Source organism: Microbacterium sp. NPDC055599, from assembly GCF_053618975.1.
In genome coordinates this window covers 73,049-87,942 of sequence record NZ_JBSHIM010000016.1, presented here as the reverse complement: position 1 = coordinate 87,942, position 14,894 = coordinate 73,049, and the positions used below count along the sequence as shown (strand labels likewise).

13 protein-coding genes are annotated in these 14,894 nt (G+C 71.9%); 4 read left to right on the top strand and 9 right to left on the bottom strand.

All coding sequences use genetic code 11. From position 1 onward, the window contains the following. Nucleotides 1–174 precede the first annotated feature (174 nt). From ACWGQ1_RS15425 to ACWGQ1_RS15415, 3 genes are all read right to left on the bottom strand, one after another. A complete protein-coding gene (locus ACWGQ1_RS15425) occupies nt 175–546 on the bottom strand; it encodes a type II toxin-antitoxin system PemK/MazF family toxin (protein WP_275090590.1) in 372 nt (123 codons plus the stop codon). Beyond that, complete coding sequence (locus ACWGQ1_RS15420; protein ID WP_136034005.1) at nt 543–764, bottom strand: ribbon-helix-helix domain-containing protein; 222 nt, start codon at nt 762–764, stop codon at nt 543–545. Before ACWGQ1_RS15420 ends, ACWGQ1_RS15425 begins: the two co-directional genes overlap by 4 nt. 217 nt (nt 765–981) lie before the next feature. After that, the gene (locus ACWGQ1_RS15415; RefSeq protein WP_136036768.1) at nt 982–2,145 is read right to left on the bottom strand and encodes an acyl-CoA dehydrogenase family protein; all 1,164 of its coding nucleotides are present in this window, start codon (nt 2,143–2,145) and stop codon (nt 982–984) included. Between the two features lie 190 nt (nt 2,146–2,335). On the opposite strand from ACWGQ1_RS15415, the gene ACWGQ1_RS15410 reads away from it, so the two are divergent. Then, nucleotides 2,336–2,518, top strand: coding sequence for a hypothetical protein (locus ACWGQ1_RS15410; RefSeq protein WP_452313258.1), 183 nt, complete (start codon nt 2,336–2,338; stop codon nt 2,516–2,518). Nucleotides 2,519–2,531: 13 nt separating this feature from the next. Here ACWGQ1_RS15410 and ACWGQ1_RS15405 read toward each other — a convergent pair whose 3' ends face one another. Next, entirely contained in the window at nt 2,532–3,464 is a 933-nt protein-coding gene (locus tag ACWGQ1_RS15405; RefSeq protein WP_136034011.1) for a M15 family metallopeptidase, read from the bottom strand. Between the two features lie 74 nt (nt 3,465–3,538). Between ACWGQ1_RS15405 and ACWGQ1_RS15400 the strand changes: the two genes are divergently transcribed. Together ACWGQ1_RS15400 and ACWGQ1_RS15395 are read left to right on the top strand one after the other, a co-directional pair. Continuing rightward, nucleotides 3,539–4,627: an Rv2578c family radical SAM protein gene (locus ACWGQ1_RS15400; protein ID WP_378803296.1), complete on the top strand. Its 1,089-nt coding sequence runs from the start codon at nt 3,539–3,541 to the stop codon at nt 4,625–4,627. A 46-nt stretch (nt 4,628–4,673) separates the two neighbouring features. Beyond that, nucleotides 4,674–5,213: a YaeQ family protein gene (locus tag ACWGQ1_RS15395; protein ID WP_452313257.1), complete on the top strand. Its 540-nt coding sequence runs from the start codon at nt 4,674–4,676 to the stop codon at nt 5,211–5,213. 81 nt (nt 5,214–5,294) lie between these two features. Here the strand turns inward: ACWGQ1_RS15395 and ACWGQ1_RS15390 are convergent, their stop codons facing one another. After that, a complete protein-coding gene (locus ACWGQ1_RS15390; protein ID WP_452313256.1) occupies nt 5,295–7,460 on the bottom strand; it encodes a DEAD/DEAH box helicase in 2,166 nt (721 codons plus the stop codon). A 264-nt stretch (nt 7,461–7,724) separates the two neighbouring features. Here ACWGQ1_RS15390 and ACWGQ1_RS15385 point away from each other — a divergent pair, with 264 nt between their 5' ends. Continuing rightward, complete coding sequence (locus ACWGQ1_RS15385; protein WP_452313255.1) at nt 7,725–8,621, top strand: aldose epimerase family protein; 897 nt, start codon at nt 7,725–7,727, stop codon at nt 8,619–8,621. A 93-nt stretch (nt 8,622–8,714) separates the two neighbouring features. Here the strand turns inward: ACWGQ1_RS15385 and ACWGQ1_RS15380 are convergent, their stop codons facing one another. The 4 genes from ACWGQ1_RS15380 to ACWGQ1_RS15365 all read right to left on the bottom strand — a co-directional run bounded on the left by ACWGQ1_RS15380 (nt 8,715) and on the right by ACWGQ1_RS15365 (nt 14,892). Further along, on the bottom strand, nt 8,715–11,924 hold the full coding sequence (locus ACWGQ1_RS15380; RefSeq protein ID WP_452313254.1) for an efflux RND transporter permease subunit: 3,210 nt from the start codon (nt 11,922–11,924) through the stop codon (nt 8,715–8,717). Nucleotides 11,925–11,940: 16 nt separating this feature from the next. Next, nucleotides 11,941–12,528: a TetR/AcrR family transcriptional regulator gene (locus ACWGQ1_RS15375; protein WP_136031399.1), complete on the bottom strand. Its 588-nt coding sequence runs from the start codon at nt 12,526–12,528 to the stop codon at nt 11,941–11,943. Nucleotides 12,529–12,612: 84 nt separating this feature from the next. Continuing rightward, nucleotides 12,613–13,794: a Gfo/Idh/MocA family oxidoreductase gene (locus ACWGQ1_RS15370; RefSeq protein ID WP_452313253.1), complete on the bottom strand. Its 1,182-nt coding sequence runs from the start codon at nt 13,792–13,794 to the stop codon at nt 12,613–12,615. A 42-nt stretch (nt 13,795–13,836) separates the two neighbouring features. Then, on the bottom strand, nt 13,837–14,892 hold the full coding sequence (locus tag ACWGQ1_RS15365; protein WP_447652676.1) for a LacI family DNA-binding transcriptional regulator: 1,056 nt from the start codon (nt 14,890–14,892) through the stop codon (nt 13,837–13,839). Between the last annotated feature and the right edge of the window lie 2 nt (nt 14,893–14,894).

The window sequence follows — 14,894 nt, the reverse complement described above, 5'->3', positions numbered from 1 at the left end:
GCCCACTCGACCCTCCCCGTCGATACAAGTCCTCCCCCGTCCGCGTCTCGTCACCCCTCGGGGACCCCCGCCCCCTCCCGTGAGGCGGGATCGAAAGCGCGCCTCCGACGTCTCCGCGGCGCGCGTTCGATCCCGCATGCGGCGGGCGGATGCGGCGGGGGCGACGGGGTGAGGTCAGAGCGCGAGGTGAAGTCGCAGCGCCTCGTCGAGCGCGCCCATCAGCTCCGCGGGCACCCAGCCCACCGGGCGCACGATGCGGGCCACGGCGATGGTGCGCACCTGCTCGGCCTGCGCCTTGCTGTCTCGGTCGAGGCCGGTCGCGGCTGCGGGCAGCAGCACCTGGAAGGGCCACACTCGCTCCGTCGCCGTCGTGAGCGGCACCACGGTGACCGTGGCGCCCGGGCGACGGATCGCGACCGCGTTGGCGGTGTTGTTGCTCACCACGACCGCCGGCCGCGTCTTGCGCGCCTCGGAACCGACGCCCGGGTCGAACGAGGCGAGGACGATCTGCCCACGGCGGAGCAGCGCGACCGCGACGTCACTCACGCCGAAGCCAGGCCATCGTCGGCGGCGGAGTCCCACTCCTCGTCGTACCCCTCCCCGTAGGCCTCGGCATAGGCATCGGCGAGCCGGCTCTCGCGGAGGAGCCGCACCGCGTCCTGGATCGCCGCCGACCGGGACGGGTAGCGGCCCTCGAGCGTCTGCGCGTCGAGGAAGGCGAGGTCGCCGTCCGGCAGACTCAGGCTGATCTTCGCGGTGCTCACGCGGCCATCCTACCCCGGTAGCACCACGGGTACCACCGCCCCCATGCCCGGTGCGGGACGGAAAACGCACCCCCCGGCGCCTTCCGGGGCGCACTTTCGATCCGGGACGCGCACCCCCGGCCCGCCGCCCGGATGCGGGACGGAAAACGCACCCCCGAATGGCTCCGGAGGTGCGTTTTCGATCCCGCGCGGGGGCGCAGGCGGGCTGGAGGTGGGGTCAGCGCTTGCCGGCGATCTGGCGGCCGACGATCTCGCGCATGATCTCGTTCGTCCCGCCGTAGATGCGGTGCACGCGCGCGTCGAGGAACGCCCGCGCGATGGGGTACTCGGTGATGTAGCCGTAGCCGCCGTGCAGCTGCACCCCGGCGTCGAGCACCTCCCACTCGCGCTCGGTCGCCCAGAACTTGACCTTCGCGGCCTCCTCGGCCGACAGCTTGCCGTCCTTGTAGGCCAGTAGCGCGCGGTCGATGTAGGCCCACAGCGCGTCGACCGTGGTGGCCATGTCGGCGATCTGGAAGCGGCTGTTCTGGAAGTCGATGATCCGCTCGCCGAACGCCTCGCGGTCGCGGGTGTACGCCACGGTCCAGTCGAGGGCGGCCTGCGCGGCCGCGGCACCGGCGACCCCGATCGACAGGCGCTCGAGCGGCAGGTTCATCATCAGCTGGATGAAGCCCTTGCCTTCGACGCCGCCGATGAGGTTCTCCTCCGGCACGAACACGTCGCTGAACGACAGCTCGGCGGTGTCGTGCCCGTGGAAGCCCATCTTGCTGAGCTTCTTGCCGTGCTCGAAGCCCTCCATGCCGTCTTCGATCAGCACGAGGCTGAAGGCGTCGGGGCGGTTGCCCTCGCCGGTCTTGACGAACGTGACGACCAGGTCGGCCGTGGCGCCGGACGAGATGAACGTCTTCGCGCCGTTCACGAGGTACCCGCCGTCGACCTTCTTGGCGGTGGTCTTGATGCCGCGCAGGTCGGAGCCGGCGCCCGGCTCGGTCATGGCGAGCGCACCGACGACCTCGCCGGTGGCCATGCGCGGCAGCCACTTCTGCTTCTGCTCCTGCGTGCCCATGTGCACGAGGTACGGCACGGCCAGGTCGTCCTGGATGCCGAAGGCTCCGGCGAGCGAGCCGGCGCCGGCGGCGATGACCTCTTCGTTCACGATCGCGCGGAAGCGGTAGTCCTGCAGCATGCCCGCGCCGCCGAACTCCTCGGGGACCGACAGGCCGATGATGCCCGCCTCACCCGCGGCGCGCATGGTGTCGCGGTCGACCTCTCCCGCGGCGTCCCACTTCTCGATCGCCTCGCCCGTCACGTGGCGCTTGACGAAATCCTTGACGAGGTCCCGGAAAGCCTCGTGGTCCTCTTCGTAGATGTCGCGTTCCATGCCGTCCTCCCGAACGTGTCGTGCCTCATTGCTCCGGCGATTCTACGGCCGACGGCGGGCCCGGCAGGGGACATTGTGAGAATGCATCCCACGGATCGTGACACTCGGTACCGGGGTTGTGGGAAGCCTCAATCGGCTCATCGACGGCGCGCCGGGACGCGGCGGGATCGCCGACCAGGAGACTCGGGGCATGCAGGAAGTCTGGCCGTACATCACCGCCCTGTGGTTCACCGTCGCGCTCCTCGCCGGAGGATTCGCCCGCACGCGGGGGCGCTCGGCGTGGGCGTGGTTCCTGCTGACGCTGTTCACCGGACCGATCGCGGCGTTCCTCCTCGTCGTCTGGCCATCCGTCGAGACGCGCAGCCCGCGCTGAGGGCAGCCGGGCGTCAGTGCGCGTAGTCGGGCGCCGCGGGCAGCCCGAAGAACTCCTCGAGCGTGTGATACCCGCCCTCGTGGTACGCCGCCGCGAGGTCGACGCCGACGTACCGCAGGTGCCACGGCTCGGGCGCGTAGCCGGTCACGGGCGTGCCGACGTCTTCGTAGCGCACGATGAAGCCGAACTCCCAGGCGTGCGCGGCGACCCAGTCGCTCTGGCCCGTGCCGCCGAACCCGTCGAGGCCGCCGCAGCCCGCATCGCACGCCACCACATCCAGCGCCAGGCCGGTCTGGTGCTCGCTGTGCCCGGGGCGCGCCGAGCCGGCGTCGGCCTCGGCCTGCCCCTGGGCACGGACGTGCGAGTCGTAGGTCGAGACCTGGAGCCCGTACGAGCGGTAGCCGTTGTTCGCGCCCAGCCGCCCGACGCCTGCCGCCTGAGCGGCATCGGCCATCGCGCCGACGGCGGCGGCCACGTCGGGGCGCACGAGGCCGGAGGGCGTGGTCATCTGCAGGGGCACGGCGTCGAGGAGCGCCGGCTCGTAGTCGGCCGGGGTCAGCGGAAGACCCTTGTTCACGACGACCCAGACGCGGGCGGGGTCGGTCAGCGAGATGCACGGCGCGTTGCCGGCGACCACCGCCTCGCGGAACGCCGCACCGCCACCGAACCCGGCGATCGTCGCCGCGTCGTCACCGTTCGCGATGGCCTGCTGCACTCCGGGCTCGGCGCACGGGTCGGCCGCGGGGATCGCCGCCGTCCGCACCGCCGGCACCTGCGCGACCGCGACGGGCCGCGGCATCGCGTCGGCCGCCGACGAGGGGAGCACGGGCGTCGAGGCGATCGAGAACAGCACGCCGAGCGCGGCGACGGCCAGCCCCACGGGCAGCGCGGGACCGGAGATCGGGGAGCGCGGAGCCGCATGCTGGGCAAGCGGCGGAACGGTCATTGCCTCATTCTCTCATTCGAAGATCTCTGCGATGCCCGCTTGTGCTTTCTTCGTCTTTCTGTTCGAATGAGGGGATGCGGTGGCAGGGGCAGAAGCTGGGCGACGTCGACGAGGCGGCGCTGCCCGGGCTGGAGGAGCGCAGCGGCGTGCTGCGCACCGTGAAGACCCCGGCGTTCGAGGGCATGACCTTCCATGAGGTGCTGTCGAAGTCGGCTCTCAACCACGTGCCCGGCGCCTCGCGCATGCCGTTCGCCTGGACCATCAACCCCTACCGCGGCTGCTCTCATGCCTGCACTTACTGTTTCGCCCGCGGCACGCACGAGTACCTCGACCTCGACGGCGGCGCCGACTTCGACTCGCAGATCGTGGTCAAGGTCAACGTGGTCGAGGTGCTGGAGCGAGAGCTGCGGCGGGGCAGCTGGAACCACGAGACCGTGGCGCTCGGCACGAACACCGATCCGTACCAGCGCGCGGAGGGCCGCTACGCTCTCATGCCCGGCATCATCCAGGCGCTCGCGACCTCGGGCACGCCGATCTCGATCCTCACCAAGGGCACGCTGATCCGCCGCGACATCCCCCTGCTGGTGAAGGCGGCCGAGCGGGTGCCGGTCGACGTGCAGATGTCGATCGCGATGTACGACGACGCCCTGCAGAAGGCGATCGAGCCGGGAGCGCCCACCACCCAGGCGCGGCTCGACACGGTGCGCGCCCTGGCCGATGCCGGGTTCCCCGTGACCGTGTTCCTCATGCCGATCCTGCCGCACCTCACCGACTCGGTGGAGGCGATCGACACCGGCCTCCGCCGCATCAAGGAGTCGGGGGCACGCACCGTCATCTACGGGGCGCTGCATCTGCGGCCGGGGGTCAAGCCGTGGTTCTTCGAGTGGCTCGAGCGCACGCGCCCCGACCTCGTGTCGTCGTACCGCGGGCTGTACCCCGGCGCGTCGGTCGAAGCCCCCAAGCCGTACCGCCAGTGGCTGGCACGGCGGGTGCGACCGCTCATCCGCCTGCACGGCCTCGACGCCCGGCACGAAGACGACTACCCCCGCCGCGGGTTCCGGCCGGGGCAGGGGCACACCGCGTCGAGCACGCCACCGGCCGGCACGGTCGCCTTCCGACAGACCGGGCCCGCCGCGACACCCCCGCAGCCGATGCTGTTCTGAGCCGTCCGGTCGGGAGGGCCTCCGGGGCCGCGTAGGCTCGGGGATCATGGCGATCGGTTCCACCCTCCACACGTTCGACGTGCAGCTCGCCGACACCGATCGCGGGGTCTACGACGACTACTCGCTGCGGGTGGCGCGGCACCCCTCCGAGACCGACGCCTACATGCTCACGCGGGTGCTGGCGTACGGGCTCGAGTTCGGCGAGGGCATCGCGTTCGGCGGCAGCGTGTCCGACACCGAGGAGCCCGCGGTGCTCGTGCGCGACCTCACCGGGCGGATCGTCACCTGGATCGAGGTCGGCGCGCCCGACGCGGAGCGCCTGCACCACGCCAGCCGTCTCGCCGAGCGCACCGTGGTGTACACGCACCGCGACCCCGCGAAGGTGATGGCGCCGTGGGCGGACAAACGCATCCACCGCGCCGAGGACATCCGCGTCCACAGCTTCGACCCCGGGTTCATCGACACCGCGACGCCGCACCTGGAGCGCCGCAACACCCTGACCCTCACCGTGACGGAGCGCGTGCTCTACCTCGACCTCAACGGCACGAGCCTGGCGACCGCGCTGCACGAGCAGGAGCTCGGCTGACGCCCCGGGTGATGCCGGGCTGCGAAGCGCGGAAAGGCCCCGGAGACCGAGGTCTCCGGGGCCTTTCCGATCCGAAGGCGATCAGGCGGTGAGGTCGGCCGTCGACGGCTGACGCCCGGCGATCTCCTCGATCACGTCGTCGTCCAGGCGGGCGTTCTCGAACGGCGCCTCGATCTCGGCACGCTCCAGCAGCTCGTTCATGCGACGCTGGCGCTGACGCGTGATCAGCGTCACCACGCGACCCGAGCGACCGGCGCGGCCCGTGCGACCCGACCGGTGCAGGTAGGTCTTGTACTCGTCGGGGGCGTCGGCCTGCACGACCAGGTCGATGTCGTCGACGTGGATGCCGCGCGCCGCGACGTCGGTCGCCACGAGCACGTTCACGCGACCCGAGGTGAGCTTCTCCAGGTTGCGCGTGCGCTTGGCCTGGTTCAGGTCGCCGTGCAGCGACACCGCGGGGATGCCGGCGTCGTCGAACTGCTCCGCCAGCATCTCGGCGTAGGCGCGGGTGCGGGCGAACACGAGCGTCTTGCCCTCGCGGTCGACGAGCGACGTGAGGATGTCGGCCTTGTCGCGGTGCTCGATCACCAGCACCCGGTGCTCGATCGTGCTCGACTCCTGGTCCTCCCCGGCGACCTCGTACACGGCCGGGTCCACGAGGAACTCGTCGACGAGCGCGGCGACCTCGCGGTCGAGCGTCGCGGAGAACAGCAGCTTCTGGCTGCCCTCGGCGGTGCGGCGGAGGATGCGCTGCACGGGCTCGACGAACCCGAGCTCGCACATGTGGTCGGCCTCGTCCAGCACCGCGATGCGGCAGCCGGACAGGTCGAGCTTGCCCTGGTTCATCAGGTCCTCGACGCGTCCGGGCGTGCCGATCACGATGTCGACGCCCTTCTTGAGCGCACCCACCTGGCGGCCCTGCGGCACGCCGCCGTAGATCTGCGTGGTGAACAGTCCGACGCTGCGGGCGATCGGCTGGATCGTGCGGTCGATCTGCAGCGCGAGCTCGCGCGTCGGGGCGAGGATGATCGCGCGCGGGGCACGACCGAACTCGCGGCGCTTGCCCGCCTGCGACTGGAGCACGCGCTCCACGAGCGGCGCGCCGAACGCGATGGTCTTGCCGGAGCCGGTGCGACCGCGGGCGAGCACGTCGCGCCCCTCCAGCACGGCCGGGATGCTGGCCGCCTGGATCGGGAAGGGCGTCTCGGCGCCGAGGTTCTTCAGCGTCTCGGTGATGTTCGAGCCGAGCCCGAGGTCGGCGAAGGTCACGTTCTCGACCTCGACGGCCTGCACGGCCTGCGCTTCGAGGCGCTCGTGCACCACGTCGGCGCCCGGGGTGAAGGCGTCCTTGGGCTTGGCGTTCCAGTCGCTGCGGCTGGGGCGCTCCTCCCGGCGCGGACGCTCGGTGCGGTAGGCGCCACCGGTCGAGGCGCGGGGACGCTCCCGCTCCCCGTCGAACGCGCGCTGCGTGCGGTCGCGGTCGAAGGCCCGGCGGGCGCGGTCGGCGTCGTACGAGCGCTCGGGGCGCGAGGGACCGCGGTCGTTCGAGCGGCCCCGGTCGTCGCGGTCGTCGCGGCGCGGACGCTCGTCGCGGTCGAACCGCGGGCGGTCCGCACCCCGGTCGGCGTAGCGCGGACGGTCGCCGCGACGGTCGTCGAACCGCCCGGCGCCGCGGTCGTCACGGCGGTCGGTCGAGCGGGCCCGGTCGTCGCGGTCGTACCGGGGACGGTCGCCGCGGCGGTCGTCGAACCGCGGGCGCCCGCCGTCACGGTGGTCGTTGTCGCGGAAGCCCTGACGCTGCTGGCCGCCGCGGTCGTCACGGCGGTCGTCGAAGCGGCCCGCACCGCGGTCGTCGCGGTAGGTGCCGGGACCGGTGGGGCGCTGGCCGCCGCGGTCGTCCCGGCGATGCGGCGCCTCGCGGCGACCGGACTCGGCGCGGTTGCGGATGCCGCGGGCCTCGTCGCGGCCCGCGCGCTCCTGCGAGGTCCAGCGGCGCTTGGGCGCGCCCGACTCGGTCTCCTCCGGGCGGTAGCCGCGGTGGTTGGGGCTGCGGCTGCCGGGGCGACGGTCGTAGCCGGCGGTCGAGCGGCGGTCGCCCGCGTCGGCCCTGGCGCCGCGCTCGTCGCGCGCACCGTCACGCGCGGGCGCACCGCGGTGCCGCTCGTGGAAGGAGGTCTTCTTGGCGCCGTAGCGCGGCTCGAAGTTGGCGGCGGCGCGGCCGCCCTTGGGCTTCTTGTTCTTGGGCATGCGGGGGGTGTCCTTCTGCGTTCTCGCACGAGAACAGCGCTGCGCACGCGCGCGAGCACTCCGACGGATGCGGAGTTCCGGACGATCTGCGGCCGGGGCCATTCCTGTGATGGTTGATTCACGTCGATCGACGTTCACCATCGGCCCCTGGACTCACACTTCACACACTGAAAAACGTCCGCGCCCTGCGCGGGTGTCCGAAGCCGACCATGCCAGTGTACCGGCCGACCCTGGGAGCGACCCGCGCCCCACTACGATGACGGGGTGACCCCCGTCTCCCCCACCGGCCTCCAGGTGCACCTCGGACTCGGCGAGGTGACAGCGCAGATCGCCCAGGTCGGCGCGTCGCTGCGCTCCCTCCGCATCGGCGAGGTCGACCTCGTGCCCCCGTACCCGCTCGACGCCCCCACCCCGTCGTGCTCCGGCGTCGTGCTCGTCCCCTGGCCCAACCGCATCCGCGACGGCCGCTGGGACGACGAGGGCACGGTCCGCCAGCTCACGGTCTCCGAGCCCAAGACGGCCAATGCCAGCCACGGCCTGCTCCGCTTCACGCCGTACGCGGTCGAGCAGACCGACGCCGCGGCGACCCTGCGCGCCACGGTGTATCCGCAGACGGGTTACCCGTATCTGCTCGAGACCTCGGTCGCCTACGTGCTCACCGCCGACGGCATCGAGGTCACGCACACCATCACGAACTGGTCGGAGAACGCGGCGCCGGTCGCGCTCGGCACGCACCCGTTCGTCACGATCGGCGACGTCGACCCGCACGAGCTGGTGCTGCGGGTTCCCGCGCAGACCGCCTTCGAGACCGACGACCGCCTGCTTCCGGTCGGCACCCGGCCCGCCGATCCGGCGCTGCGCACGGGGCTGCGCCTGGGCGATGCGACGCTCGACACCGGGCTGACCGATCTCGACCGCGACGCGGACGGCCGCGTGCGCCACACCCTCACCGCGCCCGACGGCCGCACCGTCACGCTGTGGCAGGGCGAGGGCTTCGACGTCGCCCAGGTGTACACGGCGCGGAACTACCCCGGCACGCCGCTCGCCGTCGCGATCGAACCGATGACGGCCCCCGCCGACGCGTTCAACAGCGGGATCGGCCTGCGCCGCCTGGCTCAGGGCGAGACCTGGACGCTGGAGTGGGGCATCACGTTCGGCTGAGGCCGACGCACCACCTCCGATCCGCGCGCGAAGGGCCCCGATGCCCCTCGTCTGATGTGCATCGGGGCCCCTTCCGCGGAGTCGTGGCGCGCTCTACTCGCCGTGGTGGTCGCGCAGCTCCCGGCGACTGACCGGCGTGCCGTCCGCGTGGACCGTGGCTCCCGCGATGACGGGCTGCGCGGCCGCTCCGGTGGGAGCGACGGGTGACGCCGGGGCGTCCGGGCCGGAACCGTCGTCGCCCGTGCCGCCGTCGCCCCGCCGTGCGCGGCGCCGCTCCTTCGCGCCCTCGACGAGGTTGTACAGCGTCGGCAGCACGATGAGCGTGAGCACGGTCGAGGAGATGAGTCCGCCGATCACGACGATCGCGAGCGGCTGCGAGATGAACCCGCCGTGACCCGTGATGCCGAGCGCCATCGGCGTCAACGCGAGGATCGTGGCGAGCGCGGTCATCAGGATGGGGCGCAGACGCTTCTCGCCTCCCGCCATCACCGCGTCAGCGGTCGACAGCCCCTTCTCTCGGTACTGGTTGACGAGGTCGACCAGCACGATCGCGTTCGTGACCACGATGCCGATCAGCATCAGCACGCCGATCAGCGAGGCCACGCCCAGGGGCACGCCCGTCACGATCTGCAGCAGGATGGCGCCGGTCGCCGCGAACGGCACCGACACGAGCAACAGCAGCGGCTGGCGCAGCGACTTGAAGGTCGCGACCATCACCACGTACACGATCAGGATGGCCGCGAGCATCGCGAGACCCAGCTGCGAGAACGAGTCGGCCTGCTGCGAGGCGACACCGCCGACCTCGGCCGAAGCACCGTCGGGCAGGTCGACTGCGGCGATGGCGGCGCTCACCGACTGCGTGGCCACGGCTAGGTTGTCCGACGCGGGCGGGACCGTGACCGTCGCGGTCCGGCGGCCCTGCTCGGTCGTGATCGAGGTGGGGCCGTTGCGCTGCTCGACCGTCGCGATGTCCTGCAGGGGCACGATGCCCGCGGCGGTCGGGATGGCGAGCTGCTGCAGCGCCTCCACGGTCGTCGGCGGCGCGGGGTTCACGAGGTACACCGTGAGAGCGGTGTCGTCGATCTCGACCGACCCGATCTGCTGCGGGCGCATGGTGTTCGACACGATCGAGCCCACCGCGACCTCCGACAGCCCGACCTGGGCCGCGGCCTCCCGGTCGACCACGACCGCGATGTAGGGCAGCGCCTCGGCGAGGTTGTCGGTCACCTGGCCGATGCCGTCGCGCCCGTCGAGCTCCTCCACCAGCGCCGAGGTGGCGGTGGCGAGGTCGTCGCCGTTCGAGGCGGTGACGGTGATCTCGATGTCGCTGGAGCCGAAGCCGGCGGAGGAGGCCACGGTGACGTCTCCGACCTCGTCGCCGAGGCCGTCGATCGCGTCCTGCACCTCGGCGCGCAGCTTCTCCTGGTCGGCGTCGCCGTCGGTGAGCACCGAGTAGGTGATGCCGGCGCCGCCGGAGAAGGCGTCGCGCAGGGCGGAGCCGCTCGACCCGATCGAGGCCTGCACGTGCTCGATGCCGTCGATGTCGAGCAGCGCCTCCTCCACGGGCGCGGCCGCGTCGGACTTGGCCTCCAGGCTCGCGGTCGGCCCGAGATCCTGCGTCACCGTCATGGTGTTCTGCCCGGAGTCGCTGAGGAAGTTCACCTTCATGAGCGGGGCCGCGGCGAGCGTCGCGCCGAGCACGACCACCGCGAGGACCACCGTGAGTCCGGAGTGCTTCAGCGTCCAGCCGAGGATCGGCCGGTAGCCGCGCTGCAGCACCGTCGGCGGGGCGTCGGGGTGCTCGGGGTCGATCGCGTTCCCGTGCTCGTCGAGCAGCGGCTTGCCGGGCTTGAGGAACCAGTACGCGAGCACCGGCACGATCGTGAGCGCGACGAGCAGCGACGCCACCATCGCGATCGTCACGGTCATCGCGAACGGCCGGAACAGCTCGCCGACCATGTCGCCGACGAACACGATCGGCAGGAACACCGCCACGGTCGTGATCGTCGACGCGGTGATCGCCGCGGCGACCTCCCGCACCGCGAGCCGGATCGCATCGCCCTTGTCGGCGTCGCCGACGTAGTGCCTCTTGATGTTCTCGATCACCACGATCGAGTCGTCGACCACACGGCCGATCGCGATCGTCAGCGCCCCGAGGGTCAGCACGTTGAGCGAGTAGCCGAACGCCTGCAGCCCGATGAACGTGATGAGCACGGAGGTCGGGATCGAGATCGCCGTGACCAGGGTCGAGCGCACCGAGAGCAGGAACACGAGGATCACGAGCACGGCCATCACGAGGCCGAGCAGGCCCTCGGTGGCGAGCGTGTCGATGGACTGCACGATGAACGGCGCCTGGTCGAACACGACCGTGAACTCCGCGTCGGGCAGTGCCTTGCCGATCTCGTCGAGCGCGGCAATCACGCCCTGCGACACCTCGACCGTGTTGGCGGCGGGCAGCTTGGTGATCGAGATCGACAGCGCATCCTTCCCGTCCACGCGGGAGATCGAGGTGACCGGGTCGGACGCCTGGGCGACGGTCGCGACGTCGCCGATCGTGAGGGAGGTGCCGACGAGGGGCAGCGCGGCGATCTCGTCGACCGAGGTGATCTTGGCCCCGGTCTGCACGGTCAGCGTCTCGCCGTTCTCGGTGATGTCACCACCGGGGAACAGCGTGCCGTTCTGCTGCAGGGCCGAGCTGATCGCCTGCGTGCTCTGCCCCTCCGCGGCCAGGCGGCCCACGTCGGGCGTGATGGTGATGCGCTGGCCGACCCCGCCGACGATCTCGGCCGCGTTGACGCCGTCCACGTCCTCCAGGTCGGGGATGGCGACGCTCTCGAGCTGGGCCTGCGCGTTGTCGGCGTCGTCGAAGCCGGTCACGGCCACCTGGATCACCGGGAAGTCGTCGATCGACACCGACAGCACCTGCGGCGTGACGTCCTCCGGCAGCTGCGAGGAGATGCGGTTGATCGCCTGCTGGATCTTCTGTTCGGCCGTGGCGAGGTTCGTCCCGTACGCGAACATCGCCTGCACGATCGACGCATTGGTCGTGCTGGTCGCGGTGGTCGACTCCAGGTCGGGCACGCCCTGGATCGCGGACTCGATCGGGGTGGAGACGTCGTTCTCGACCACCTCGGGCGAGGCGCCAGGGTACGTCGTCATGACCACGAGCGCGGGCAGCTCGAGCGAGGGGATCAGCTCCTGCTTGAGGTTGGTGAGCGCGAGCCCGCCGAACACGGCCGCGACGATCGTCACGAGCGCGATGAGGGCGCGGTTCTTCAGGCTGAGGATGGCGAGTTTCGACAAGGCGTGTTCCTCGGTGTCAGGGGGTGGCTGTCGCAGCGGAGGGGGTGGAGAGGGGATCTCCGAGGATCCGCGCCAGTGCGGTCTCGAGGAAGGACTGATCGAGGCGGTCGTCGCGGATGTGCGTGCTCCACATGACCCCGTCGATGAAGATCATCGCCGCTTTGGCGCGGTCGGCGCCATAGGTCGGCTCGAGCAGGTCGACCAGGCGGTCCGACAGGTGGCGGGCGAGTTCGCGCAGTCGCGGGTCGTGCACGGCCGCGGTGACCACGGCGCGGTCGGCCTGCACGGCGTGGCCGTCTTCGGCGCTCCGGCACACGAGGGCCGCGATCACCCCGGGCCCCGCTCCCTGCTCGGCGAGGGTCTGCCGCACGCCGTCGAGCCGGGACTCGATCTCGTCGGCGAGGGCGCGGAACGCGGCGCCGCGGAGGTCGTCGAGCGTGGCGAAGTACTGCGTCGTGGCGCCGAGCGGCACCCCCGCCCTGGCGGCGACCATGCGGTGCGTGATGGCCTCGGCGCCGACCTCGACGATCAGCTCGGCCGCGGCGGTCACGATCTCCCGGCGGCGCGCTTCGGGGTCGCGCCGTCGACGCCCGCTCTCCGCCATCCCGCACCTCCCGCACACCCGTACATGTACGTTTGTACATTCGCTCCGGTGTGAGGAGCCTGGGAGCCGCGGCTCCGCGTCGGCTCAGGCCGCGGCGGTCTCGACCTGTCCGCGCTCGAAGTAGGCCACGAGGTCGGGGTCGAGCGGCGGCACCGCGATCGCCGAGCCGTCTCCGCGCAGCGACGCGGTCGCGAGGATCCCGGCCGCCACGGCCTCGCGCGCTGCGACCGGCGAGGTCGCGGTGAGCCCGCCGTGTCGCACGAACCGGAGGAACTCGGCGACGAGCAGGGCGTCCGCCCCGTCGTGGCCCGCGTCCGGCACCTCCGGCACGATGAAGGTCTCGTCGGCCGGGGCCGCTCCCGCGTGCCGCCGGTTCCACAGCCGCACCTCGCTGCCGGCCACGTCGCCGAGGTTCTCGATGCGGCCCTCGGTGCCGATCACCGTGTAGTTGCGCCAGTAGTCCGGCGTGAAGTGGCACTGCTGGTACGACGCGAGGATCCCGCCCTCGAGCTGCAGGTTCACCATCGAGATGTCCTCCACGTCGACCACGGGGTGCAGCCCGGTGAGCGCCGTGGGCGGCCAGTTGTCCATGCTGAACCAGTCGGGCATCCGCTCCCCCGTGCGGTCGCGGCGGTCGGTGATGTCGCCGTACACGCTCAGCCCGCCCATCGCCGCGACCCTCTCCGTGTAGGCGCCGGCGAGCCAGTGGATGATGTCGAGGTCGTGGGCGCCCTTCTGCAGCAGCAGCCCGGTGGTGCGGCTGCGGTCGGCGTGCCAGTCCTTGAAGTAGAAGTCTCCGCCGTGGCCGACGAAGTGCCGCACCCACACGGCCTTGACCTGGCCGATGCGCCCCTGCCGGATCAGGTCGCGCATCAGGGTGATCACGGGCATGTGACGCATGTTGTGCCCGATGTAGAGACGGGTACCGGTGCGCCGCGCGGTGGCGAGCATGCGGTCGGCGTCGGCGAGGTCGATCGCGAGCGGCTTCTCGCAGAACACGGGCACCCCGGCCTCCAGCGCCCGGATCGTCAGGGCGGCGTGGGTGTCGTCCGGCGTGAGCACCATGACCGCGTCGACGCCCGAGGCGAGCAGGTCGTCGAGCGAGTCGGTGATGAGGGCGTCGGGCACGAGCGCGCGGGCGTCGTCCCTGGCGCGGGGCGAGAGGTCGCACACCGCCGTGATGCGGGAGCCGTGATCCGGGCGGTGCACCTCCTCGTGGAGGGTGGAGCGCGCGCCGAAGCCGATGATGCCGATGTGGAGGTCCAACAGAAGTCCTTCGTGAAAGTCGATGCAGAGAGGGGTCGCGGCTCAGCGGGCGCGCGGGGCGGGGACGTCGAGGTCGGTCGAGCCGCCGGGGACGAGCGACCACGGGAACTCGTGCAGGGTTCCCGGCGACGGATCGCTCTCGAGGGCGCGGTCGACGATGATGCGCGCCTGCCGCTCGTAGAAGTCGGTGGGGCCGACCGTGGTCAGCGTCGGGGCGATGAGCCGGGCGTCGGGGGTGTTGCCGACGCCGATCACCGCGACGTCGTGCGGCACCCGCAGCCCGAGCATGTGGGCGGCGTTGATGGCGGCGATCGCGGCGAAGTCGGTCGTGGCGTAGACGGCGTCCGGGCGATCGTCCCGCGACAGCAGCTCGATGGCCGCGGTGAACGCGCTCGCCTGGGTCTCCGCGTAGGTCACGGTCCACTCCGGTGTGCGCTCGATCCCCGCCGCCGCGAGCTTCTCGACGTAGGGCGTGTACCGCGTCACCTGCGTCCCCGCGAGGCGCACGGCCCCCTCCGCGGCGATGCAGCCGATGGCGGTGTGCCGTTCCAGGAGGTGGTCCATCGCGAGCTCGCACCCGGGGATCGCGTCGGAGCGGATCACGTCGAAGCCGTCCGGCTCCAGGTGCTCCGAGAACACGACGAGCCGCTGTCCGCGCTTGACGAGGTCGCCCAGCCGCCGCGCGTCCTCCTCGTCCAGGCCCACCCCGTCGAGGTAGGCCACGTCGCTCTCCACGCGGTCGAGCGCGGCGTGCCAGTCGCCGTCGGCGAGGATCAGCGTGGTCAGGCCGTGCTTGTTGGCCTCGGCGTTCACGGCGTCGGCCACCGCGAGCGACCACGGGTCGCTGAGCATGTGCAGGGAGAGCTGCACCATGCCGCTGCGCCCGGTGCGGATGGCCCGCGCCGCGGTGTTCGGGCGGTAGTTCAGCTCCTCCGCCGCGGCGAGCACCCGGGCGGCCGTGGCCTCGGCGACACCGGCGCCGCTGGCACCCGCCCGTCCGGAGAACACGTAGGACACGGTCGCGGTCGATACCCCGGCGCGCTCGGCGACCATCCGCAGGGTCGGGCGGCGGGCCGGGACGTGTTCACGCTGTGCCATGA

Bases quoted from the DNA above. Each gene is read 5' to 3' on its own strand.
- ACWGQ1_RS15365 (WP_447652676.1), bottom strand. From the start codon at position 14,892: ATGGCACAGCGTGAACACGTCCCGGCCCGCCGCCCGACCCTGCGGATG.
- ACWGQ1_RS15375 (WP_136031399.1), bottom strand. From the start codon at position 12,528: ATGGCGGAGAGCGGGCGTCGACGGCGCGACCCCGAAGCGCGCCGCCGG.
- ACWGQ1_RS15390 (WP_452313256.1), bottom strand. From the start codon at position 7,460: ATGCCCAAGAACAAGAAGCCCAAGGGCGGCCGCGCCGCCGCCAACTTC.
- ACWGQ1_RS15410 (WP_452313258.1), top strand. From the start codon at position 2,336: ATGCAGGAAGTCTGGCCGTACATCACCGCCCTGTGGTTCACCGTCGCG.
- ACWGQ1_RS15405 (WP_136034011.1), bottom strand. From the start codon at position 3,464: ATGACCGTTCCGCCGCTTGCCCAGCATGCGGCTCCGCGCTCCCCGATC.
- ACWGQ1_RS15400 (WP_378803296.1), top strand. From the start codon at position 3,539: ATGCGGTGGCAGGGGCAGAAGCTGGGCGACGTCGACGAGGCGGCGCTG.
- ACWGQ1_RS15395 (WP_452313257.1), top strand. From the start codon at position 4,674: ATGGCGATCGGTTCCACCCTCCACACGTTCGACGTGCAGCTCGCCGAC.
- ACWGQ1_RS15415 (WP_136036768.1), bottom strand. From the start codon at position 2,145: ATGGAACGCGACATCTACGAAGAGGACCACGAGGCTTTCCGGGACCTC.